A 24,754-nucleotide genomic window follows, 5' to 3' on the forward strand; every position below is an offset into this window, starting at 1 on the left:
TCCTGCAGTCAGATTATCAACTTAGAGAGAGGTGCTCTTGGCTGTAACGTATGGATGCTTGTTATCACCGATCAGCGTGCGGTTATGGGAAATCTGTACATCCTTATCGAGGATGACATTTTCCAGCACCGCTCCGGCTTCAATGGTGCACTTCTGTAAAATGATCGAATTGACGACACGAGCGCCTTTTTCCACCTTGACTCCGCGGAACAGGATGCTGTTCTCTACTTCGCCACCCAGTACACAGCCGTTAGCAACGAGTGAATTACTGACTTTCGCGCCTTCCAGATATTTGGCAGGGGCCTCGTATTTGATCTTCGTCTGGACTGGATTCTCACGGAACAGCTGCTGGTAATTGTCCGGGCAGAGTAGATCCATGCTGTTACGGTAGTAGCTTTCTACCGAGTTAATGACTGCATTGTAGCCTTTATATTCATAGCCAGCGATTTTCAGACGGTTCGGATTGCTCTGGATCACATCACGGAAGAAGTAGCTCTTTCCATGAGCGATGCAATAATTTACCTGCTCCAGATACAGCTCCTTGCTCATAATGAAGGTTTCCACATAGATGTTAGTATGGCTTCTATCCTGATGAATATCGGTCACGAAGCCATGCTCATCCACTTCCACACGGCGACATGCGCCATGCTCTGGACGCAGCTCATCTACCTTTTTGTAGACAACTGTAATGTCGGCGCCTTTTTCCAGATGATACGCATATACATCCTTATAATCGACCTTGTTCACATGCTGTGTTCCAGTGTGCACGACCACATCTCCCGTGCTGCGATGGAAAAAGTCCATATTGTTATGAATATGCTGTAGATCACCGAGTGAGGTATCGGTTGGATCATGCCAGTCTGGCGGCAGAATGAACAATCCACCACGCTTACGATCCAGATCCCACGGACGGCCTTCACCGAGATGATCCATCAGCGAGCGGTATTTACGACGAACAAACAGAGCGATATCGCCCACGCCGCCATACATCATATTGGACAGAGCAAAGTCAATTAAGCGGTAGCGACCGGCAAAAGGGACGGCTGCGCCGCAACGAAAATAGGTCAATTCCTTGAGTTGATCCAGTTCATGATCGAGATTGATTACACCTACAAATCCTTTCATTCCTGTCACCGTCCCTATGTTATGATTCGCTCGTTACGAGCATGATCTCATCTTTTTCGGTATGTCCAACACCAATCTGGGCACCATCTTCAATAACCATACCTTCATTAACAATCGCACGATGGATACGTACATTTTTGCCGATTTTGGCGCCCGGCATGATGACCGAATCGGTAATCTCACTGCCTTCGCCGACCTCAACATTGAAGAAGAGCACCGAATGATCGACTTTCCCATGCACCATGCAGCCTTCGTTCACAATACTATTCTGCACGATGGCAGATGGTGCAATATAAGCTGCGGGCTGATTCGGGCTACGGGTGAAGATGCGCCAGCTTGGATCATTCAGATCGAGCAGCGGGTCTTCCGATAACATATCCATGTTCGCTTCCCATAGACTTTGAATCGTACCCACATCGCGCCAGTACCCTTCAAATGGATAGGCGTACAGCACTTTATCATCATTGAGCAACAGTGGAATCAGGTCTTTACCAAAGTCATAAGACGATGCTGGATTGTCTTCATCCTTGATCAGATAGGATTTGAGTACATCCCATTTGAACAGGTAGACGCCCATCGAAGCAAGCGTGCTTTTCGGCTGCGCTGGCTTCTCGTCAAACTCATAAATTTTCAGGTTATCATCGGTATTCAACATGCCGAAGCGGCTCGCTTCCTCCAGTGTGACGTTCACAACGGAGATGGTGCAATCGGCATTTTTTTCTTTGTGGTAATCGACCATTTTTTGATAGTCCATTTTATAAATGTGGTCACCGGAGAGGATGAGTACATGCTCGGGGTCAAAGCTTTCGATAAACTTGAGGTTGCGATAGATGGCATCCGCGGTACCTTGATACCAGCTGCTTCCTTCCTGGCGTTCATGTGGAGGCAGGACGAATACACCGCCATTTTTACGGTCCATGTCCCAATCATTGCCCACGCCTATGTATGCGTGCAAGACGGTCGGTTCATACTGTGTCAGAACGCCTACAGTGTCGATGCGCGAGTTGGCGCAATTGCTAAGCGGAAAATCAATAATACGATATGTGCCGCCAAAGAAGACGGCGGGCTTTGCCAGTGCTCGGGTCAAATCTTTCAAACGCTTGCCCTGTCCTCCGGCAAGCAGCATAGCAACGACTTCTTTTTTACTCATGGAAAAGCCTCCTTCGTGTAAGTTGAACATGCACTACGCGAACTCTAATAACGTTGAGAGACTAAAAATAGAACTATGCTTGAAACCATGCTTGCACTGATCAAGCGGAGACTTTCCCCATGCGCATCGGCCATATAGGCGTCTGTACCGTCCACCGACTGTTCATGTTATAGATTTTCTTGAAAACGAATGCCGGTGATATTTTGTGCCCGGCACGCTTCTGCAAATTCAGCAGATGCGACAATAAGGCTAATGTCCTCGTTGGATCGTACAAGTCCATGTCCATCCAAAGCATTCGGACGGAAAATGGTCGATATGAAATGAGGCGGACTACCATGCACGCCAGGTAATAGCGGCACATACACCGACTCCTCCATATCCAGACAATTGATCACCGTGGTAATATTCGGCACCTGGAAGCCTCGTAGCGGCTCACCATTGACCAGCACCTCGGCATCGATCAGTTGTACATCCTTTGGTGCATACTGGCGAATAAGTGCAGATAACCTCGGCCCGATCAGATCAGGCCCATCTGTCATAAACCAGTCAAATAGCAGCAGCCGATCCAGATCAATCTCCCCTTGCAAATGAAAGCGAGGTGTTTTGGCCCAATCGCGCTGCGGAGTACCCTTCTTAAAGCTAAGATGGTCTGGCGATTCATTAAAATTGTACTTGAACCAATAGCGGTCTGGATAAATGTCCGCCGGCAGCAGGAGATAACACATAGATCACTCATCCTTTCACACTTTCGCAGCGTTCAGCTATACTACAGCAAGGCAACTGTCCCCTGCTCCTGCATGCTGTTCGCTATAAACCTGCTATAGTTCCAATTCGACACAGGGATGGCAATTCCCTTCTGGAAGTGCCTAACAATCTGAATGATTTTGCACAAAATACAAACCTGTCCCTGTCTGCTCCGGCATTGCTTATATACCCGATTATGGATGTAATGTCACTTTTTGCAAGCTTTTTTATTGAGTTACCGCTTTCATTGCTGTAAATAGACGGAAAGGATAAATGCTATTCCTATCGCTCACTTCCTTGTCTATTTCAAATAAGACGCAGCTAGCTCACAAATATGACGATTCCGCTCTGTAATCTCACTGCGGCGTGGCATCGGCTCCCAGCGACTCACATCATCAAGCCAAGTGTCTGGTAGCGGCACAGGGCTCTCCTGTTGCCAGCGTGCCAGCCATGCTGGAGGCAAGGCGAGTAGTGGATGACGATCAATCTCGGAAAGAATGGCATGCTGACTCATCTCCAGCCATAGTAATGACCATGCCCGCGGTACAACCCGCCATATATCATAGCCTCCTCCACCCAATGCTACCCAGCGCCCATTACAAAAATCATGTGCTGCCTGATGGATCAGCTTCGGCATCTCCCGATAAATGCGCATCGAGCAATGAATATGAGAGAGTGGATCTAGCGCATGAGCATCACACCCATGCTGACTCACAATCACATCTGGTCTCGCGCATTCGAGCACCTGCTGTAGCACCGTGCTAAAGCATTCCAGCCAGGAATCATCCTCTGTATAAGGCTCTACTGGCACATTGATCGTACAGCCAAAGCCCTCCCCTGCACCCCGTTCCTCTACGCGTCCTGTGCCTGGAAATAGAAACTTCCCAGTCTCATGAATTGAATACGTAAATACTTCTGGATCCGTATAAAAGCTCAGCTCCACCCCATCGCCATGATGTACATCCGTATCGATATAGAGCACCCTTGCCCCATAATGATCCCGAATATGACGAATTGCAATCGAGGCATCATTATAAATGCAAAAGCCTGCCCCCTTCTGCGGCAACGCATGATGCAGCCCACCACCCAGATGCAGTGCATGCTCTGCCTTACCGCTCATGACCAGTTCAGCCGCATAGACTGAGCCGGCGGCAATGGCAGCTGCACTCTGATGCATGCCTTTAAAAAACGGCGTCTCATCATAATCCAGTCCATATTGCCCTGCCTGACTCAGATATGGCTCAGCGGGCGAGGCCAGACTGAGCTGCTTGACTGTCTCGATATATTCAGGGATATGCACACGCTGTAATAGCTGTTCATTCAGCGGCTGAGATGGAATATGAATCACATTTTCAGGTAAAGCCTGCACCTGCTCTAGCAGCTCCATCGTCATCACCAGGCGGCGCTGATCAAACGGATGATCCCGGCGAAATACATAATTGAGACTGTCCGGATGATACACATAAGCTGCTTGCAGCATCGTATCCATTGCCTCCTTTTCCCTATGAATCAATACATGAATCGTTGTCGAAAACGTAATCGGTCAAATGCCTCTACCGATGATTGTGGCACCTTTCTGCCGACTCGCACCATCAGACAATTCGCCGGATGCGAGCATATTTCCGGATCATCGGTCGCAAACCAGACCATATCGACGTTTTTCATTAGCTTTTCCATCATTTTGCGGTAATCCCATACACTCAGACCTGTACTTTCCAGATCCCAATGCCAGTAATATTCCGTTGTAAATACAATCACATTATCCAGCTGCTGCTCCTGAAAGGCGAGCATAATGAGCTTCTTCGCTAGCCCCAATCCACGGTAATCATTGGCAATCTCTACCGCTCCCAGCTCGATCAAATCGTCCATATTGCCTTCTGACCAGCGTTCATACTCATCTGCATAATGAAAAGTCACATAACCAACAATCTGATCTCCATCTGTTGCCATGATGATCCGCCCTTCTGGCAGATCCGCAATCTCAATCAGCGCTTCGTGCTGCTCTGCTGGACGTCGAAACGCATCCAACTGCGGATGCATATGACAAGCTGACACCCGATCAGGCGATACCGGCCCTTCCAGCACCAGCTGCCCCTTCCCATCGGGACGATGAAGTATCTCCATTTGCTTGATCTTGATATGTTCCATACGGGTTCCTTTCCTGAACGTTGTGATAACGCTTGCGGCAAGGTGCCTGATTTGATTATAGCCGATTTTACAGAATTTGCATGTAGCTCAAAAACGTATGTATCATACACTACAACGTTCACTATAATGTCGATAAAGCCTCAACAAAAAAAGCCTCCGCAACGCTCAACTCGCATGAATCGAGTGGCATTGCGGAGGCTTTTCAATGGTATGGGGCGATATAAGAACCGCTCAGACGATATAGGATCAGCATTATCATCTGAACCTTAAATCGTATTATGTCCTACTGTTCCTACTATGTGGAATCCATTTATACAATCTATGCACGCAATAGTTGTATTTTCAGATCAGATTTCCATACCAGCTATGCTTCTAAGCAATCAATTCTCCGCAGCCGCCGTTCCAGTTCGACGACTAGCTCCTTGACCCTGAGCACGTGTAGAACGCCCGGTATTAATCCGTCCTACAACATACTGTCCAAATGGCACTACATGATTAAACACCCAGATCGTCACTATACAGCATGCAATCCCTGCCACAAAAAGTAGCGGAATTTCCAAATAGCCAAGCTGGATTCCGAATCGCTCCACAGCGCGATCCATCATATCAAGGAAAAACCAGTGCACCAGATAAATACCAAACGAATATTGACTGATCAAGGTAACGAGCGGCGGAATACGCTTCACACCGCGGAATAGCAAGAACAGCAGTAAAATCATTACAACGGTAAATCCAATCATATCGACACGCTTGGAGCCAAACCCAAAGCTCGAATATGCATTATTGTACACGATCAAGCCAGCGGTTAACGGTAGTGCAGCAACGATCCACCACTTGTAACGCTCCAGCCCACGCAGGAAACGCTGATAATTACGTCCACAATAATAAGCTAGTGAGAAGTAAAACAGCCAGCCAGTGAACGGCATCCAGTATCCGCGTTCCCATATGTACGCTGCCAGCTGACCATCCGGTGGCGGCACCAGATTGAAGAATCCAAGATACACTACCGTAATTACAAAGGATACACTCAGCACAACAGAAGGTCGGAACCGATCAATGTATCTCGCATATAGCTGATGCAGTACATAAAATTGGAAAATAACGAGTACAAACCAGCCATGGTATGCACCAAGCAGATTATATACGACCAGCTTCGGAATCGACCAATCCTTGGTCAAGCCCGATATGATCGCATAAAAGAACGCCATGCAGGCAAACGGAATGAGCAAGAAGCGAATCCGTTTCATATAAAATCCACTTGGTAGACTTTTCGGATAGGAATATGCCAGAATCAATGCAGAAATGAATACAAATGTCGATGTGCCAAAGGACAGTAATCCAGCGAGTGACCACAATCCAAATTCCACCGCTCCATCGGTACTCTCTCCTGTAGAGAACTTGATCGAGTGCAGTAGCACAACACTCAGGCAGGCAATCACCCGAATAATAGAGACTTCATCAATCGTTTGCCTGGGCTTTAATGTAGTTGCTTGACTACTCATAACGTTATACACCCCTCTTTACAAATTAGATTATGCATACTTGCCTTGAACTGTTGTAGATGAATCATCCTTTCTATGCTGCTTTTCCATCGTTAATCGTCGGGTAGACCAATCTTGATATGCAGGACGCTCGCAAACCTTCGTTTGTGTAAACGCCCTTTTCCACAAAAAGTTTCGCGATATGAATAACTTTTGTAATATTATGTATGTTTATAGTTCAAAATTCAACACTTTTTCACGACAAGATTTGGATAAACCGCCAGAAAGAATTTGAACATTTTGTGAAATGGTAGTATCTTAAAATGTAAGCGCTATATATGGAAGTGGTTACGACACTTTAAATCATGTGGAGGTCATTATGGGAAAAGACACGATCGAAGTCATTGCCGCAGAAGCAAAACAAGCTAATATGATGGATTATGAGCAAGCCCGTAAGGAATTTGACTGGTCTGATGTTGAGAAACGATTTAGCTGGCACGAAACCGGTAAGGTGAATCTCGCTTATGAAGCTATTGATCGTCATGCCACTTCCGAGTTAAAGGACAAAATCGCCCTTCACTACAGCGATCCGGTGCGTGATGAAAGTTATACATTTGAGCAGCTACGCCGCGAATCGAATAAGGCTGCCAATATGCTACGCAAGCTGGGCATTGGCAAAGGAGATCGTGTGTTTATTTTTATGCCGCGTACACCTGAGCTATATTTTATCCTGCTGGGCATTATTAAAATTGGTGCGATTGCAGGGCCGTTATTTGAAGCCTTTATGGAAACAGCGGTACGTGATCGCTTACAGGATAGCGGGGCTGTCGCGATTGTAACGACGCCCAAGCTGGTTGGACGTGTGCCAGAGGCTGAGCTACCTGAGCTCAAGCATATTATCGTCTATGGCGATGAAGCCGAGCTGGCAGAGCATCATATTCATCTGGGCAATGCGATGGCAGAAGCGTCCGATGAAGCGGATATCGAATGGGTAGATGGTGAGGATGGATTGATCCTCCACTATACATCTGGCTCGACAGGCAAGCCAAAGGGTGTATATCATGTACATCGTGCAATGGTACAGCATGAATATACTGGTCGTATTGTGCTTGATCTACAGCCGGACGATATCTACTGGTGCACAGCCGATCCGGGCTGGGTAACGGGTACATCATATGGTATTTTCGCTCCGTGGCTCAATGGTGCGACGAATGTAATTCGAGGTGGACGCTTTAGCCCACAGGATTGGTATGAAACAATCCAGCGCTATAAGGTAACTGTGTGGTATAGCGCTCCAACTGCCTTCCGGATGCTGATGGGTGCAGGCGATGAGGCTGTACAGCAATATGATCTTTCCTCCTTACGCCATGTACTTAGTGTTGGTGAACCACTTAACCCTGAGGTTATTCGCTGGGGCTATCGTGTGTACAAGCAGCGTATTCATGATACATGGTGGATGACCGAGACGGGTGCACAGCTGATCTGTAACTATCCACGCATGGATATTCGTCCAGGCTCGATGGGACGCCCACTGCCAGGCATCGAGGCAGCGATTCTGGATGATCAGGGTAATGTGCTACCGCCACTGCGGATGGGTAATCTGGCGATCAAAACACCGTGGCCGTCCATCATGCGCAAAATTTGGAACAACCCGGCAAAGTTCGAGGAATATATGCGCATTGACGGCTGGTATATTTCCGGTGATTCGGCTTATATGGATGAGGATGGTTATTTCTGGTTCCAGGGTCGGATTGATGACGTGATCAATACCTCGGGCGAGCGTGTTGGCCCTTTTGAGGTGGAGAGCAAGCTTGTCGAGCATCCAGCCGTAGCAGAAGCAGGCGTTATCGGTAAGCCTGATCCCGTACGTGGTGAAGTGATCAAAGCGTTCATCTCCCTGCGCGAAGGCTACGAGCCATCTGATGAGCTGAAGCAGGATATCACTCGCTTTGTCAAAGAAGGGCTCTCTGCTCACGCTGCACCGCGTGAGATTGAATTTAAAGATAAGCTACCGAAGACGCGCAGTGGTAAAATTATGCGCCGTGTACTCAAAGCCTGGGAGCTGGAGCTGCCAACAGGCGATCTGTCTACACTGGAGGATTAATAGCCTTTTCGCGCTAGCTGATAGGGGTAAACATCCTGTCACATCCTAGCACCATGATCCGTCGAGTAGTTGTATGATCATGCGATGCGAATGCATCTAACTTCATGGTATCCTACTCTGTTCTGCTCTACTCGATATCATAATTCAGTACGATTATTCAGCCATTTTAGCTGTACAGCACTTCATCATTCATGCACTATTTTATACCATACATTCTAGCATCAACATACAAAAAGGCTGTAGGCTCGTCATCCTTCATGACAAGTCTACAGCCTTTTTTCATTTCAGTGATTTCCATTTATTTATAAACGCTTTTGTTTTTCCAGGCGCTGTCCAAGCTCCATCAGACGCTCCATCTGCACTGGCTTGGACATCACTCCATTCATACCTGCTTCGATAATATGGTCCTGATTATCCTTGAACACATTGGCAGTTACCGCAATGATCGGGATATCTTTATTGGTGATCGTTTTGGAGTGACGAATCGCATAAGTCGCTTCCAAGCCGTCCATCACTGGCATCTGAATGTCCATCAGCACGAGATCATAAGAATCATCCTGCTCCAGACAACGGATTGCCTCCAGACCATTGTCTACCGTATCCACATAGTAGCCCAGCTTGTTCAGCATGCGCGATGTGATCAGACAGCTAATGCGATCATCATCTGCCAGCAGTACGCTCAGACGCGCGCTTTCCTTGTCTGGCCCATCCACCACTTTGGGCTGAAGTGCAACGGTTTCTGATAGCTTTTTCACAAGCGTACTGGAATCGCTACGTGGATCAGACATCACCGGATAGCGCACAGGAATCGTGAATTCGAATGAGCTTCCATTCCCCTGCTCGCTGTCTACCGTAATCGTTCCCTGCATCAATTCAACAATCTGCTGACTGATAACAAGTCCAAGACCTGTACCGCCAAACTCACGACTCTGTGAATCGTCAACCTGACTGAAGCTCTGGAATAGCTTGTCCTGGTCTTTTATAGCGATACCAATACCGGTATCCTTCACACGGAAGCGTAGCTTCAATTCCTCACCGTTATCCTCAAAGCCAGTAACCGATACATCAACCGAGCCATGACGGGTGAATTTCACCGCATTGCCGATCAGATTGTTCAGCACCTGCTTGAGACGATGGGGATCGCCGAATACTCGCTCCGGTACACTGTGATCGATATGCAGATTGAGTGCAATCCTCTTCTCCAGTGTGAGTGGACGATGCGCCTTGATCGTCATGTCCATCAGCTCATGCAGATTGTACTCGATACTTTCCAGATTCATTTTGCCTGCTTCCGCTTTGGAAAAATCGAGAATATCGTTAATGAGTGTCAGCAAGGTTTCTGCACTGTTTTGTACGATTTTCATATTATCGCGCAGGTCTTCTTCAACTTCATTCAGCAAAATAAGCTCAGTCATACCAATAATCCCGTTGAGCGGTGTACGGATTTCATGACTGATATTAGCAAGAAAGCGACTTTTCGCCACATTTGCACTCTCTGCCTCATCCTTTGCCTGTAATACTTGAAGCTCCGCTTCTTTACGTTTCGTAATATCAAATTGAATGCCGACAAAATAATGGCATTCGCCATTTTGGTCAAAGATCGGGTCTAGATTGACTTCATTCCAGAAAGGAGAACCATCCTTACGATAGTTCAGAATTTCAAGCGTTACCGATTCTTGCTTCGCGAGTGCATCACGAAACGCCTGAACCGTCTCTGGACTTGTGTCCTCTCCTTGTAAAAAGCGACAATTATAGCCTACCGCTTCCTCACGAGTATAGCCAGTTAGATCCGTAAAATGCCCATTCACAAATACAAGCGGGAAGTCCGGCTTGCGCGCGTCTGCAATGGTCACAGATGATTTTAAATTTTGCACTACATACTCCCAGTCGATTGCTGGTGCCTTAGGATCAATATTCATGCTGCCTCCCTGAGTGGGTATAATCAATTGCAGTAAGCAAACGTTATCTTCATAATATCAATAGCATAACATAAAAAGGTCGACTTTTACCATGTATAAAGCCTGCATACCACACAAACTGTCTTAACCCTTTCGGCACAAAAAGCCCGTCAGGCATCTTACCGAATACCGGACGGGCAAAGCAGACTATGCTGTTTTAGCGCAAAACCCGGCGAGCGGTCACATAATGATCCTGCCAGTAAGCCAGATCAAGGTTCGAAATAGTAATTCCGTTCAGACTCGGGCTATTGTGCACGATCTTGTTATCGCCTGCATAGATCGCAACGTGTGTGATCACATTCGGATCACCTGCGGAGAAGAAGAGCAGGTCGCCCTTTTGCCACTGTCCACGTTCAACGGCAATCCCCACATCCTTCTGATACCGTGTTCCCCACGCCAGATCAATACCTTCCAGTCCAAATACATAGCGGGTAAAGGAAGAGCAATCGAATAATGTCGGTGCTTCGTTCTTACCATATCCGTACTGCGTGATGCCCTGTAATGCAAGTGCATTGGCAAGAATGCGATCAGCCGAAGCTTCGTCCAATGGCTGCCCCGTCGACAGCGTTGGGAAGTTAAAGGCTGCTGCTGGCGGATTAAATGGCTTGTCCTCCACCTGATCTACCGTTTGCTGCGGTACCTCAGCCAGAATAGCTGTTTGTGAAGCAGGTAATGTATAGGATACATAATCGGTCGATACATAACCGGTCACACCGTTTTTATCCTGTATTTTCACCCAGGCTGCTGTAGGCTGCTCCAGTGCACTGAACGCCTCACCTGCTGCCAGCACACGCAGTACGCTACTGGTTGTGTTGGGCTCGGCACGGAAGTTTACACCTTTTTCTACAATGCCCGTACCCGGTGCATTGGTGCTCACATTGGCAGATGCATCATTATTGATCGCTGGAGCTGCGGCGGTCACCGTTGTAGAAGAAGCCAGTGCAGGTGAAGATACCGTCGTGTTGGACGAGCTGGATGTGCTTTTGCTACCTGTGCTGCTGTTAGCTGTACTTGTACCGCTAGAGGATGACGTGCTGCTCTTACTTGCAGAAGTTGACGAGGCTGTTGATCCCGTCGTGAGCGGCTTGTAGTCAACATAGGTCGCAGATACATAGCCTGTCTTCACGCCTACCTTAATGCGAAGCCAGTGAGGGCTTACCTCACTTAGAACTTTGATGCTTGTGCCAGGCTGAAGTGTGCTGTACACGGTGCTGTCTGTGCTTGGACCCGAACGGAAGTTAACAGGCATATTGATCTTGCCAATCGGCACAGGTGTAACTGCCGCTTGACTGATCTCCGGCACGGAAGTTAACAATACGGCAGCAGTCAGTAGTGTAATGAGCTTTCTTTTCATGGATGTCCTCCTCAGCGGTTCTCTATCTGTCATGCTGTCTGATCATGGAGTTATGTATACAATGGGTTGTCATGGATTGATTCAGAACAGTTGAATAGGCTAATGATTCATAATTTCATAATGATCATTCGTACTGATCATTCATAATAACAATCAACAAATGAACAAAAATGAAATAATTGAAGCCGCTATCAACAAACATGGTACAGGACTTGAGACTCAGTCGAATCTCATTTCTAACCGTCCCGCTATTAAGCGATTACCATATTCATACAACCATCAATGGCGGCAAAATAAGCAAAAAAATGTGGTAAGCGAGACTGCGATCACGCACAAAATGACGAGGACGTCATTTTTGTATCACAGTTGCTTACCACATTTATACCATACTGAATCAAATGCTGTCGAATAAAAATTACACGTATTTCATGCTTTTGTTACCTATTGGACATTCAGGTATTCCTTAATTGCGTCTACGACCGCCTGTGCCAGCTTTTGCTGGAAGTCGTCCGTATACATCAAAGCCTCGTCGCCTGCATTACTGAGATAGCCGGCTTCGACCAGGACTGCCGGCATAGTGGTCTCACGCGTAACGTGTAGACTCTTGGCATGGATACCGCGGTCCGGAAGACCCAGTGCCTGAACGACATGATCATGGACAACCTTTGCAAAATCAAGACTTTGCTGACGTGTGTAATAGATCTCAGTTCCACTTGGCGATACTTTGGATGTTGTACTATTGCCATGAATCGATACGAATACATCGGCATGCAGATTGTTCGCTAGCTTCACCCGATCCGGTAACGTTGGATACGTATCATCACTTCGAGTAAGTACAAAATCAATATTCGGGTCTTGCTGTAGCAAAGTTTGAATCTTGAGTGCTACCGCAAGTGTAAAGTCCTTCTCATTGCGCTTATTCAAGCTGATTGCGCCTGGATCGGTACCGCCATGACCTGGATCGATAACAACGACCTTTTTGCCATTTTGTCCAGGGCCAGAGCCTGGTGTTGGTGTGACGCTTGTGGAGCCATTGTCGGTTGTACCTGTATTGCCGCTTCCATTATCAGTACCCGGCGTTGTTGTACCGCCTGTCGTGGTGCCACCTGTCGTATCGGTTCCCGGGGTAGTCGTACCGCCCGGTGAAGTCGTATTGCCTGTTGCACCGTTTAGCTCTACCATCACCAGACCTTTTGTATCTGTGATTACCTTGTACTGCTGCGCCTGAGTCAGATCCAGCACGATTCTCACGGTTGATGGGCTGCTGTTAAATAATGAATAGCGCACACCCGCCACCTGCGGATAACCGGTCACATCCAGCTTGCCCACCTGTCCAACCGACATCGTCTGTCCGCCAAGGAAAGCATCCGACAAGCCTGTCTGCGGCAAGTCCAGCACGATACGATCAGGATTGGTGAGCGAGCTGTATTTGGGCTTCACATTACCATTTACAGTAACGGTAAGACGATTGTCGCTAAAGCTCATCGCGTTAATCATCGCGCTTGGCGCTGTGGATGTACTTCCCTGATCACTGCCGCTGGAACCATTATCGGTGCTTGAATTGCCTGTAGTTCCTGTATTGCTGGAACCTGCGGAATTACCAGCGCTCGAAGAGCCACCTTTACTGCCTGATGTATCCGGCTGACTTTGCTTCATCGTTAAAAATACCGTCTTCGAGCTGTTGTCCCATTTGACAGTAGCCCCAGTATTTTCACCAAGGAAACGAAGAGGTACAAGCGTTGTGCCATGCTGGATAATCGGCGCTGCCTCCAGATCGAACTGCTGTCCATTCACGATCGCTGTTGTACTGCCCGCAGTCAGTGCGACTACATTGGAGCCCTGACTGATCGTAGCCGTCTGACTTGGGCCTGCCCAGCTTACCTTGTAACCGAGTTGCTCCACAACGACACGCAGCGGTATCATGACGCTCCCCTTCATACTTACGATGTCCACATTGCTCGGCATGCTAATTTCCTTGCCGTTCAAGTTGATGTGCGCCTGCTGCGCTGCATGTCCCACCGATGGCATAACCATCAGCATGAGCACCAGCAGCATTCCCAATATCCAGTTGTGTTTGTTGTTCATACATTCCCCTGCCATTCTCTGGTTGACATTAATTTGATAAATGATTGTTCAAGTCTATGCTTGTACGTTGACCTGCCTGACCTCAGCTGCCACTGACATCACAACGATTGGTTGCGTAGCATAAGTCTGACACCGACATCCGGCTATCGCTAGCCGCCTTTTTTCTATATAAATAACAGACGACAGGTGGAAAGTGTTGCAATCGCATCTACCTCATTATTATCGGAACACAGGCTGCTTGTTGTTTGTACTTTATGTAATGCCTGTGTGATGCGTATCGCTTACTTCCTTACCTGGCTACTGTTTGCTTACCTTGACGAGCTGTCGACGTTGAATGTTTCGCTATCTGTACAATATGTTTTTGCTACGAATCGCGAAATAGTATAGCAACGTAGCAGTTATTCTATTCATTCCCCCTTTTCCTTGATGACCCCTCGCTCTAACGACTGTACCAGGGCGATGCTGCTAACAGAATCGCTTGATATGCTGAATAATGGCTACTTGCTGACAAAGATACAGCTAGTGAGCATTTCAACCAGACCATAGACGCTATGTATATCTTTTATTATGATAATCAGAATCAGCAAGCTTGTAAACTTCGGCTCGTACAGGGTGCGTCACTACGCCCTTTATCAAAACATAGCACGGCGTATCAACATGATACTACCTACCGCGATCTCATATTCTACCAATAAATGCTCACGTATTATTCTACTAGAGCCCACACATCAGGTAGGCGTCGCCCTTACCGCTTGATTGCTAAAATATAGATTTCACCTCTTCATCATCTTGAAAAAAGTGCTTAAATATTGGGAATGTGTCGTACCGCATTTGGAAAATTCAAGCTACAATAAATCTGTTCCTTCGCGAAGAACACGCGTTTTTGTAAACGCATACAATATGCTGGAGGCTGATGAATACCGATGAAGAAAATCATGAAGCGATTAACGGCACTTGCACTTAGTCTAACGATGGTTGGCGGACTTAGTGTTGCGGCTGCCCCTGCACCAAAAGCCGAAGCAGCGACTGCCTTTGCCAAAGGAGCAGATGTGAGCTGGTTATCTGAAATGGAATTTTACAACTGGGCATTCTACAATGATGCTGGTAACAAGCAGGATGCATTACAAATTCTAAAGGATCATGGTATCAACTCTATTCGCCTGCGTGTATGGGTGAATCCATCGATTAACTTCTCCAATAAAGCGGATGTGGTGAAGCAAGCGGTACGTGCCAAAAATATGGGCTTCCGCATTATGATTGATTTCCATTACAGTGACGTATGGGCAGACCCGGCTCATCAAACGAAGCCTTCCGCATGGAAAAGCAAAGACTTTAACGGTCTGAAGCAAGCGGTGTACGATCATACTTACGATGTACTGAATACACTGAAAGCACAGGGGGTTACGCCTGAATGGGTTCAGGTCGGCAATGAAACGAATGATGGCATGCTATGGGAAGACGGTCGTGCTTCGAAAAGCATGAGCAACTTTGCTCAGCTGATCAACTCTGGCTATGATGCAGTGAAAAAGGTTAATGCTGACACAAAGGTCATCGTGCATCTGTCCAATGGCTATGATAATTCGCTGTTCCGCTGGATGTTTGACGGTCTGAAAGCTAACGGTGCAAAATATGACGTGATTGGCATGTCACTGTATCCAGATAAAAGCAACTGGCAAACATTGAATCAGCAGACACTGAACAATATGAATGATATGGTGAGTCGTTATGGTAAGGAAGTGATGATTAGCGAAGTCGGTATGGATGCTAGCGATCCAGCTACAAGCAAGGCGTTCCTGAGCGATATTATTGCGAAGACGCGTGCGGTGAGTGGTGGCAAGGGTCTGGGTGTGTTCTACTGGGAGCCAGAGCAATACGGCACCTGGTATGCTTATACGAAAGGCGCATTTGATTCGAAAGGTAAAGTGACGATTGCGCTGGATGCGTTTTTGAATTAGAGGCGACTGTGAATTTGAAATGTTTTGATAGTAATAAGGTGTGTAGTGTATAAGGAAAACCACGGTGCAGAACATAGCCTGCACCGTGGTTTTTTGATGTACTGTCTTTTAATTTACTGTTTTTTGTTTACCGTTTCATTTTTTATGGACTGCGTAGGATTAACGACTAAGCTCGCGTTTGAGGATGCGGATGCCGAATGGCTCCAGCTCGATGGTGCTATTCACTGACAGAGCAGCTCCATCGATTACATCATCATAGGATTGATTATCCAGTTGAACCAATTTCGTTTCGTCACTATAGTTTTGTACGAATACAAATTCGTCATTGCCCTGTACACGCGCATGAGCGGTCACGTTTTGTGGTAGTGCTGTATCGAGTGTGCGCTTAACGTTAGCTTTGCTGGTGATGCGCTCAATCAGATCGCTGATAAAACCATCTGTGGTGCGAGCTGCGATATAATACGCTTCACCCTGGCCATACTCGTTGACAGTGAGTGCTGGACGTCCAGCGTAGAAATCGTCGCCGTATACAGCGAGTGCCTGTGCGTTTTCCAGATGGATCAAATCACACAGGTCGCGTATTTCGTATTCGCCTTGCAGATTCACTGGGTTGCCGCTGTTAGCGATCAGGCGGTTACGGTCATTTTCGTGTAAGCCGTCGATCTCTTCGGACCAGATGCCTAATACTTTACGTAGTGGGCCTGGGAAGCCGCCAAGGAAGCACAGATCGGTTTCATTTACGATGCCTGACCAGTAGGTGCTCAGCAAGGTGCCGCCACCTTCAACAAAGCGTTCAAAGCTTTCGCCCACACCCTCACGTACCATATACAGCATCGGTGCGACTACAACTTTATATTTGGACAGATCCTGCTCCATATCGATCACATCGACAGCGATGCCACGCTCCCAGAACGCACGATAGAAGTTCAGCACCGTTTCTTCATAGCCGATACCGGAGTTACGTGGTCCCTGGCTATCCTTCACTGCCCAGCGATTTTCCCAATCGAAAATAACAGCGACCTCGGCTTGTACCTCGCTACCGCGTACGCTTTGCAGACGTTCCAACGCATCGCCCACACTTTGTACATCACGGAATACACGGGTATGTTCATGTCCAACATGGTCGACAACAGCGCCGTGCAGCTTTTCGCTGGAACCCTGACTTTTACGCCATTGGAAATATTGCACGGAATCTGAGCCGTGTGCGACAGCCTGTAGCGAAGACAGCAGATGCATGCCTGGACGCTTATTTTTACTAATCGGCTGCCAGTTCGTCAGGCTTGGTGTGCTCTCCATAAGTAGGAATGGCTGTTGCTTGATCGAGCGTACAATATCGTGCATCATCGCAATTTTGGCAGCTTGCATCGTATCACCATCATGATCATGCCATGTCGGATAGCTATCCCATGACAAAATATCCAGCAGATCAGCAAACTTCCAGTAGTTCAGCCCTTCGAAAAATTCCATAAAGTTCGTTGTGACTGGCAGCAGGCGCTCTACCTTACGTAGTGGCTCGATTTCATGACGGCAAAAGTCTACCGTCTGATCGGTTACAAAACGGCGCCAGTCCAGATTCATCCCGTGAACCTGTGTTTCACCGTGCGGAGCTGGAGATTCGACCTGTGACCAGTCTGTATACGTATGACTCCAGAACGTTGTCCACCATGCACGATTGAGCTGCTCCAGATCGTTGTTGTATTTCTTTTTCAACCAGGTACGATATGCATCCTGACAGTAGTCACAATGACATTCGCCGCCGTACTCATTGGAAATATGCCAGCCGATTACCGCTGGATGGTCGCTATAACGCTCAGCGAGCAGCGTATTCATCTCGGTTACCTTTTCACGATACACGGGCGAGGTAAAGCAATGATTATGACGGAAGCCGTGCAGATTACGCACGCGATTCTTCTCTACACGCAGCACCTCAGGATATTTCGCAGACATCCAGGCTGGACGCGCGCCGCTCGGTGTAGCCAAAAATGCCTGAATGCCGTTCGCTGCAAAACGATCCAGCACCTGATCGAGCCATTCAAACGTGTACACGCCTTCTTCCGGCTCCAGCGATACCCAAGAGAAAATGCCCACAGACATCACATTACATTTGGCTAGCTTCATTAAGCGAATATCCTCTTCCAAAATATCCGGGCGATGTTGCCATTGCTCCGGGTTGTAGTCTGCACCATGCAGCATCGTTGTCCAGGTTGGAGTAACATTTGTTGTGAAATTTGTCATGACAGGCTCCTTTGATTGGTATTAGATTGAGATTAGATTTGTATTGGATTCGCAAGTTAGATAGATTGATATTTTGAGTTGTAAATGTAAATAAACTGTACTTAGTACTTGCCAGCTACATCTAATCAGACAAAGCATAAAGCCCGTCACCATCCACATTCCTTTGAGGGGACAAAGGACACAGTAGATCGAAACAGACTTTACGCTATTTGCCTGAAAGGGTTACTCCTTCACCGAGCCGAGTGTCATCCCTTTAACAAAGAACTTTTGCAAGAATGGATACACGATCAGAATCGGCGCAGCACCGATAAAGATTTGTGCTGCTTTTACCGTTGTCTGCGAGATCAATTCCATTTCCTTCGGGCTCGCACTCATCGAACTCATATCCTGCTGAATGATGACGGTTTGCAGGAATGTTGCCAGTGGGAATTGGTTTGAATTGTTCAAATAGAGCAAGCCATCAAACCACGAGTTCCAATGGAATACCATGCTGAACAGTGTAATCGTTGCAATCGATGGCATCGAGATGGGCAGATACATCGTGAACAGCGTACGGAATGGGCCCGCTCCATCCATAAATGCTGCCTCTTCCAGCTCCTTCGGAATGCCGCGGAAGAAGTTCATCATCAAAATAACAAGAAATGTATTAACCGCTCCTGGCAATACAAGCACCCAGAACGAATCGATCAGACCCAGCTTTTGAATAACGATATAAAAGGGCACCAGACCACCTGTAAATACCATGCTGAATACGAACAACCATGAGTAGATCGTACGACCTTTAAATACCGATTCTTCCTTAGATAGTGGATATGCGGCAAGGAAGGTCAAGAACAGCGTGATTGCTGTACCAATGACTGTACGCAATACCGAAATCCAGATCGAATGCAGAAAGACCGGATTGAACATCGTTTTTTTGTACGCTTCGACGGAGAACTGGATCGGCCATAGTCCGACCAGATTCGCATCGGCTGCCGCCTTCGAGCTGAACGATACCGCCAGCACGTGGATGAGAGGCACGACACACATGACGGCGAGCAGAATGAGTAGTGCAACATTGAAAACATTAAAGATACGATAGCCTGTTGTTTTGTAATACATAGTTTCCCTCTTTTCCCTCGTAAGTCATCAGAAGATGCGGTAATTCGCCCATTTGGCAGCTGCACGGTAAGCCAGCAGAATCAGGATCATACTGATCACCGATTTGAACAGACCGATCGCTGTACCAAAGCCCATTTCGCCATTCAAAATCGCGGTACGATACACAAACGTATCGATGATATCGCCTTTTTGATAAACGAGCGGGTTGTACAGGTTGAAAATCTGGTCAAAGCCGGCATTAAGTACGTTACCAAGTGCCAGTGTGCCAACAACCGCAGCGATTGGAATAATCGCAGGAATGGTAATATGAATCGTCTGTTTCCAGCGAGTCGCCCCGTCCATCTCCGCCGCTTCATACAGCGCCGGGTTAATACCCGCCAGTGCCGCGAGGAAGATAATCGTGTTATAGCCGAATTCCTTCCATACATCCGATACGATCACGGTGAAGCGGAACCAGTCGTTATCACCGAGGAAAAAGATAGGCTGAATGCCAAATACCGAGCTAATGATGCGGTTGGCGAAGCCATCTGTTGCGAGCAGGTCGATCAAAATACCGCCCAGAATAACCCAGGACAGGAAGTGAGGCAAATAGACTAGCGTCTGAATCGTCCGTTGCAGCTTCACCCGTCGAATCTCGTTCAATAAAATCGCAAATACGAACGGAACGAGCAGGTTGAAAATGAGCTTCAGCACTGCAATGATGAGCGTATTCCAGATGACCTGTACGCTGTCCTGACGCTCAAACAGATAACGGAAGTTATCCAGACCAACCCACTCGGAGCCGGTAAAACCGAGCCATGGCTTATAATTCTGAAATGCCATCACAATTCCGCCCATTGGCAAATAGCTGAACAACAGCAGGAAAATCATCGATGGTAGCAGCATGACGTGAAACGGCCACGTTTTCTTTAATGTTTTCATATACTCTCCTCCTACTTTCAAGCAATGCAGACGCATGGCAAGGCTTAAGAAAATAACGACCCGGAGACCAGGTCGTTATTCTCCTCGTATGCTGCTGTATCTGCTACAGATGGTTTTATATTTAGGCTACTTATTTTTTGATGCTGCTGTACCAGTCGTTAACTTCTTTCGTTACATCATCGCCACCCGAGGATTTCCACGTTTGTACAAATGTATCAAATGCATCGATTGGAGATTTACCGTAGATGATTTCGTTAAACGTCTGGCTCTCGATTTTGTTCAGGTAGTCCATTTTTGTTTTCATGCTTTGTGTGGTAGGGCCAGTAAACATGTCAGGGAATGAGATATCTTTTTGGGACATCAGCACTTTAGCAGCTTCTGGTGTTTCTTTACCATAGTTAGTCGCTACATCGCGCTCCAGGCGTGTTTCTGGTTTGGAGCCATTAGCCAGCTTGAGCAGTGCGTCCATTTGTGCATTTGGAATACGCGCGCCGTCACGAACGAGCAGGTAACGAACACTATTCACATAGCCGCCAGGAATTTTATCGATTGGAACGGTATTGCCAGAAGCATCCAGATCGTAGTCATAGCCTTTGAACAGACCGTTTTTGAACTCGCCTTTTGCATCTGGATTAGCCAGATTGTCGAACATATAGTTTTCGTACGTGAACAGTGCTTCCGGGTGCTTCATGTTTTTGTTGATCAGAATGACGCCGTTCGTTGTGCTTGTGCCGTGACGCATTGCTTTACCATTTGGACCTACTGGAATCGTAATTGGTTTCCATACTGCATCCGGTACGTTTTTCACTGTATCCTGTAGCGGCCAGCCACTCATCCAGTAAGGACCCGGGATAATACCTGCCGTACCTGCTACAGCTGGTTCGGACGTTTTGTTCTCATCCCACAGCGCTGCTTCTTTTGGAATGTAGCCCTTGTCGAACCATTCTTTCAGCTTGGACAGACCTTCCTTCATGCCTGGCTGTACGGAACCGTATTGCAGTGTACCGTCAGCAGCAACATTCCATTGCTGTGGCAGTGTGCCATAAGCGCCGAAGATCCACGACGGATCGCCCATCCATGTATTCATGGACGTTTTGAAGCCGATACTCAGTGGAACGACTTTGTCCGGGGATAAGCCGTCTGGATTTTTATTTTTAAAGGCATCCATGACTTTTTCCAGCTCATCCATCGTAGTTGGTGCTTTCATACCCAGCTTATTCAGCCAGTCCTGACGAATCCACAGTACATAATCATGGTTATACGCATAGTCGAGTACCGGAATACCCATCTTTTTACCTTCACGAATGTATGGATTCCATGCATTTGGATCCTGAGACATTGCTTTTTTCCATGTATCAGAAGCATATTTGTCAAACAAAGGACCAACCTCGCTGAACATACCCGAATCGATCAGATCCTGTGCCAGCTGCGAATCCGTATCACCGATTGTCACTACATCTGGCATTTCCTGACCGGAAGACATCGCCAGACGCATTTTGGTTGCAAAAGCGCCATTTGTATCTGTTACCGACCAGAGTGATTTGATATCGATACCGAGCTTGTCTTTCGCCCATTTGGTCGCTACATTGTTTTCGATCGATTCACCATTTTTGAATTGTAGTGTTGGGTCTACACCCCATACAGTCGATATCGTTACCGGTGGATCATATTTTTCTTTGTATGCGTTTTCAGTAGTCGCCGATGCAGCTCCATTACTCGAAGTGCCGCCTCCACCGCATGCCGCCAGACTTCCTGCCGTCAGCATCGTGGTCAGCAAAACTGCCGCTATTCTCTTCATTCCCATGTTGCTTGCTCCCCCTTCAGGTTAAACACCGCTCGTTGTACTTGTATTGTACGTGAACTGTTGTTGTTTCATATTTTTATTATACTTGAGGGGTCGAGGTGCGCCTATGTCACGAAGTTAATATTCCTGCACCTTTTGCAAGGTGTTGGGTTGGGATTTTACCACTTTGGGGTTTTGGAGCTTTAGATGAGATTGTACCTAGGGGGGATTGTTATAGTTCAGCAGCCGCTGCGGGAAGGGATTGGGGAACGGACTCGGGTGGAGGGACGAGAATCTACTGATTAGGATAAAATGTAGATTCTCGCCCCTCCAAAATCGTCCTTTTCCCCAATTCCCTTCCCTCCGCTCTGATGGGTTTATACACATTGGGTAGATACGCCGTATTTAAAAACTCCTTTTGAGGTGGGAGGTGGTAATAATCCAACTTGGGAGGGGAGTGGCAATTGAAAGCCCGTGCTAATTTCATGATTCTGTGTGGGACTATGTAGTTTTCTTTCAATAGTTTGTTCTTTTTAATATTTAGTTTCTTCAGTCCTTCAGCCTTTGTGTCTTTGAGTTTTTCAGTTTTTTAGTTTTTTTATCTTTTAAGTATTTAAGTATTTAAGTATTTAAGTCTTGAAGTCTTGGCATTGTATTAGACTTATACAACCATTTAGGATTTCCCCCCTCCATTTTCCCTCCAGTATCATTCAAACAATCCCTTCAACACGAACGATAGAATTTCAACTACAGTCTGCTACTGCACCTCTGTCCGCAACTCGTCTTTCCCCTGCCCCTCCCCGCTGCGAAATAAACATTGATGCGGCGGAGCGGAGGAAAGGGAATAAGGGCGATGGGCGACCTTTGAGCGTTGAGGATCTACATTTTCTCCTAATCCGTAGATTCTCAACGCTCAACCGGAGCCCATGCCCTTATCCCTTTCCGGAGCGGTCCCCCGCCACAGCACATATGTTTATGTCGTTTCAGCTATCCCTGAATTCGTTGGGCGTCATGCCATAGTGTTTTTTGAACAGTTTGCTAAAGTATTGTGGGTTCTGGTAGCCGAGTTCGGCGGTGATTTCGTAGATTTTGCGGTTGGTATGCTTGAGCATATATAGCGCTTTTTCCATCCGAATGCGAATGATGTAGTCGCCTAAACCTTCGCCAGTTTCGGTTTTGTAGATTTTGGACAGGTAGACCGGATGCAGGTAGACACGGTCGGCGATACTTTTGACGGATACATCTTGACCGAGGCTTTCGGAAACGATCTCCTGTACTTGCTTGACGATACGGCTACGGCTCGGTTCTGTGGTCGTGTTATTTTGCTGCACTTCCAATCGACCGAGTACATTCATACACCAGCTACGCAGACGATCGAGTGAGCCGGTGATATGCTGTGCGGCGAACGGGTCCAGGCTACCGGCATCACTTTCGCCTAGCATATGTCCATGATGATGGGACATATACACAAGTGCGTTGCTCACCGCGAGGTACACCTCATATAAGTGCTCGTGTGTAAGTGGCAGTGACTCTAGCGAATCCAGCACGGATAGCACTTTATCGCGCGTGCCATTCCATTGTCCAGATTCGAGTAAATGAATCAGGGTGGGTGGCTTATAAAGAGGCTCCATGTATTTGATCATCGCTGGGCGCTCCTGAATACCATCGTCCTGCTGTAGCCATTGGATACGAGAGCTGCTTGCGGCTACAGGATGCTGTGCGGAGCGCAGAACATGACGATACGTGGTTGCCAGCTCGGTTGGGAATAGGAACGGCTCGCTTACATATAACGTCAATTGGATTTTTAAATATGTCTCTGCACTGGTCGTTAGTGCCTGTAATCGTTCGCGGTTCTCGGCATCGGGCTGATCACCATTTTGCCAGAGTAAAATGAGTCCGCTATGCGGTGTGCGACCGAACCAGACCGGATCGTGCTCGCCCAGCAGCTCAACGGCGATATTACCAAGGGCGTATTCTAGCAATCGTGCTTCGCTTTCCTCCATTCCGCGAAGGGAGCTACCTGTCGACATATAGACCATGCGTGTCTGTCGTTCCGGCTTGAGTAGGATCTCATAGCTATCCAGACGCTCCAGCAGCTCTCGTCCACCCAGCTCACGACCGAGCAGCATGTCGCTGAGCAGTCCATCTCGCAGCAGCTCTAGCTCGGATTGGCGACGATAGGCGAGCCGATTGTATTTGTCGAGCTTGCCCCATTCCTGCTCGATGGCCTCAACTGCCTTACTGACACTTGTCATAAATTGATCGTCATCCACGGGCTTTAAAATATAATCACTGGCATTCAGACGAATCGCCTTCTGTGCATATTCAAAGTCCGAATGTCCGGTTAGCACGAGTGAGCGTACACCCGGCCAATGCTGCGCCAGCTCACTTAGCAGCTCTAATCCATCTCGATCGGGCATGCGAATATCGGTGACCACCAGCTCAATCTCATGCTGCTGTAATAGCTCCAGTGCTGCATCAACCGATTCTGCACGGTGTACTTTATCGATGCGCAGCTCCTGCCACGGAATGGTTAGTGCCAGACTTTCGGTTACATACGATTCATCATCTACAAGCAAAATATTAACCATATTCGTTCACTTCCCTGAT

16 protein-coding genes are annotated in these 24,754 nt (G+C 47.4%); 2 read left to right on the forward strand and 14 right to left on the reverse strand.

The features are described from left to right. Positions 1-21 precede the first annotated feature (21 nt). From glgD to IEX62_RS07965, 6 genes are all read right to left on the reverse strand, one after another. On the reverse strand, positions 22-1,125 hold the full coding sequence (glgD, locus tag IEX62_RS07940; protein WP_188774890.1) for a glucose-1-phosphate adenylyltransferase subunit GlgD: 1,104 nt from the start codon (positions 1,123-1,125) through the stop codon (positions 22-24). A gap of 19 nt (positions 1,126-1,144) precedes the next feature. Then, positions 1,145-2,275, reverse strand: coding sequence for a glucose-1-phosphate adenylyltransferase (locus IEX62_RS07945; protein ID WP_188774891.1), 1,131 nt, complete (start codon positions 2,273-2,275; stop codon positions 1,145-1,147). A 167-nt stretch (positions 2,276-2,442) separates the two neighbouring features. Then, positions 2,443-3,000, reverse strand: a complete 558-nt coding sequence (locus IEX62_RS07950) for an imm11 family protein (RefSeq protein ID WP_188774892.1) — start codon at positions 2,998-3,000, stop codon at positions 2,443-2,445. A gap of 320 nt (positions 3,001-3,320) precedes the next feature. Then, positions 3,321-4,499: an acetoin utilization protein AcuC gene (locus IEX62_RS07955; RefSeq protein ID WP_188774893.1), complete on the reverse strand. Its 1,179-nt coding sequence runs from the start codon at positions 4,497-4,499 to the stop codon at positions 3,321-3,323. 29 nt (positions 4,500-4,528) lie between these two features. Next, on the reverse strand, positions 4,529-5,167 hold the full coding sequence (locus IEX62_RS07960; RefSeq protein WP_188774894.1) for a GNAT family N-acetyltransferase: 639 nt from the start codon (positions 5,165-5,167) through the stop codon (positions 4,529-4,531). A gap of 380 nt (positions 5,168-5,547) precedes the next feature. Beyond that, positions 5,548-6,669 (reverse strand): acyltransferase family protein, encoded by a 1,122-nt coding sequence (locus tag IEX62_RS07965; RefSeq protein ID WP_188774895.1) that lies wholly within the window; start codon positions 6,667-6,669, stop codon positions 5,548-5,550. Positions 6,670-7,027: 358 nt separating this feature from the next. Here IEX62_RS07965 and acsA point away from each other — a divergent pair, with 358 nt between their 5' ends. Next, entirely contained in the window at positions 7,028-8,752 is a 1,725-nt protein-coding gene (gene acsA / locus IEX62_RS07970; RefSeq protein ID WP_188774896.1) for an acetate--CoA ligase, read from the forward strand. Positions 8,753-9,054: 302 nt separating this feature from the next. On the opposite strand, the gene IEX62_RS07975 is transcribed toward acsA, so the two are convergent. The 3 genes from IEX62_RS07975 to IEX62_RS07985 form a co-directional block, all read right to left on the reverse strand. Continuing rightward, positions 9,055-10,671: an ATP-binding protein gene (locus IEX62_RS07975; protein ID WP_188774897.1), complete on the reverse strand. Its 1,617-nt coding sequence runs from the start codon at positions 10,669-10,671 to the stop codon at positions 9,055-9,057. A 196-nt stretch (positions 10,672-10,867) separates the two neighbouring features. Then, the gene (locus tag IEX62_RS07980) at positions 10,868-12,064 is read right to left on the reverse strand and encodes a C40 family peptidase (protein WP_188774898.1); all 1,197 of its coding nucleotides are present in this window, start codon (positions 12,062-12,064) and stop codon (positions 10,868-10,870) included. 441 nt (positions 12,065-12,505) lie between these two features. Then, positions 12,506-14,149: an N-acetylmuramoyl-L-alanine amidase family protein gene (locus tag IEX62_RS07985; protein WP_188774899.1), complete on the reverse strand. Its 1,644-nt coding sequence runs from the start codon at positions 14,147-14,149 to the stop codon at positions 12,506-12,508. Between the two features lie 923 nt (positions 14,150-15,072). Between IEX62_RS07985 and IEX62_RS07990 the strand changes: the two genes are divergently transcribed. Further along, positions 15,073-16,104 (forward strand): glycoside hydrolase family 53 protein, encoded by a 1,032-nt coding sequence (locus IEX62_RS07990; RefSeq protein ID WP_188774900.1) that lies wholly within the window; start codon positions 15,073-15,075, stop codon positions 16,102-16,104. 159 nt (positions 16,105-16,263) lie between these two features. Here the strand turns inward: IEX62_RS07990 and IEX62_RS07995 are convergent, their stop codons facing one another. The 5 genes from IEX62_RS07995 to IEX62_RS08015 form a co-directional block, all read right to left on the reverse strand. After that, a complete protein-coding gene (locus tag IEX62_RS07995) occupies positions 16,264-18,339 on the reverse strand; it encodes a beta-galactosidase (protein ID WP_308422633.1) in 2,076 nt (691 codons plus the stop codon). Between the two features lie 222 nt (positions 18,340-18,561). Then, a complete protein-coding gene (locus IEX62_RS08000; RefSeq protein ID WP_188774901.1) occupies positions 18,562-19,440 on the reverse strand; it encodes a carbohydrate ABC transporter permease in 879 nt (292 codons plus the stop codon). 27 nt (positions 19,441-19,467) lie between these two features. Then, positions 19,468-20,361 (reverse strand): ABC transporter permease, encoded by an 894-nt coding sequence (locus tag IEX62_RS08005; protein ID WP_188774902.1) that lies wholly within the window; start codon positions 20,359-20,361, stop codon positions 19,468-19,470. 130 nt (positions 20,362-20,491) lie between these two features. Beyond that, positions 20,492-22,165: an extracellular solute-binding protein gene (locus IEX62_RS08010; protein ID WP_188774903.1), complete on the reverse strand. Its 1,674-nt coding sequence runs from the start codon at positions 22,163-22,165 to the stop codon at positions 20,492-20,494. A 962-nt stretch (positions 22,166-23,127) separates the two neighbouring features. Then, positions 23,128-24,735: a response regulator gene (locus IEX62_RS08015; RefSeq protein WP_188774904.1), complete on the reverse strand. Its 1,608-nt coding sequence runs from the start codon at positions 24,733-24,735 to the stop codon at positions 23,128-23,130. Between the last annotated feature and the right edge of the window lie 19 nt (positions 24,736-24,754).

This window comes from Paenibacillus hunanensis (genome assembly GCF_014645615.1).
Taxonomy (GTDB): Bacteria; Bacillota; Bacilli; order Paenibacillales; family Paenibacillaceae; genus Saccharibacillus; species Saccharibacillus hunanensis.

Excerpts from the sequence above, each read along its gene's own strand:
- glgD (WP_188774890.1), bottom strand. The coding sequence starts at position 1,125 with ATGAAAGGATTTGTAGGTGTAATCAATCTCGATCATGAACTGGATCAA.
- IEX62_RS07945 (WP_188774891.1), bottom strand. The coding sequence starts at position 2,275 with ATGAGTAAAAAAGAAGTCGTTGCTATGCTGCTTGCCGGAGGACAGGGC.
- IEX62_RS07950 (WP_188774892.1), bottom strand. The coding sequence starts at position 3,000 with ATGTGTTATCTCCTGCTGCCGGCGGACATTTATCCAGACCGCTATTGG.
- IEX62_RS07955 (WP_188774893.1), bottom strand. The coding sequence starts at position 4,499 with ATGCTGCAAGCAGCTTATGTGTATCATCCGGACAGTCTCAATTATGTA.
- IEX62_RS07960 (WP_188774894.1), bottom strand. The coding sequence starts at position 5,167 with ATGGAACATATCAAGATCAAGCAAATGGAGATACTTCATCGTCCCGAT.
- IEX62_RS07965 (WP_188774895.1), bottom strand. The coding sequence starts at position 6,669 with ATGAGTAGTCAAGCAACTACATTAAAGCCCAGGCAAACGATTGATGAA.
- acsA (WP_188774896.1), top strand. The coding sequence starts at position 7,028 with ATGGGAAAAGACACGATCGAAGTCATTGCCGCAGAAGCAAAACAAGCT.
- IEX62_RS07975 (WP_188774897.1), bottom strand. The coding sequence starts at position 10,671 with ATGAATATTGATCCTAAGGCACCAGCAATCGACTGGGAGTATGTAGTG.
- IEX62_RS07980 (WP_188774898.1), bottom strand. The coding sequence starts at position 12,064 with ATGAAAAGAAAGCTCATTACACTACTGACTGCTGCCGTATTGTTAACT.
- IEX62_RS07985 (WP_188774899.1), bottom strand. The coding sequence starts at position 14,149 with ATGAACAACAAACACAACTGGATATTGGGAATGCTGCTGGTGCTCATG.
- IEX62_RS07990 (WP_188774900.1), top strand. The coding sequence starts at position 15,073 with ATGAAGAAAATCATGAAGCGATTAACGGCACTTGCACTTAGTCTAACG.
- IEX62_RS07995 (WP_308422633.1), bottom strand. The coding sequence starts at position 18,339 with ATGACAAATTTCACAACAAATGTTACTCCAACCTGGACAACGATGCTG.
- IEX62_RS08000 (WP_188774901.1), bottom strand. The coding sequence starts at position 19,440 with ATGTATTACAAAACAACAGGCTATCGTATCTTTAATGTTTTCAATGTT.
- IEX62_RS08005 (WP_188774902.1), bottom strand. The coding sequence starts at position 20,361 with ATGAAAACATTAAAGAAAACGTGGCCGTTTCACGTCATGCTGCTACCA.
- IEX62_RS08010 (WP_188774903.1), bottom strand. The coding sequence starts at position 22,165 with ATGGGAATGAAGAGAATAGCGGCAGTTTTGCTGACCACGATGCTGACG.
- IEX62_RS08015 (WP_188774904.1), bottom strand. The coding sequence starts at position 24,735 with ATGGTTAATATTTTGCTTGTAGATGATGAATCGTATGTAACCGAAAGT.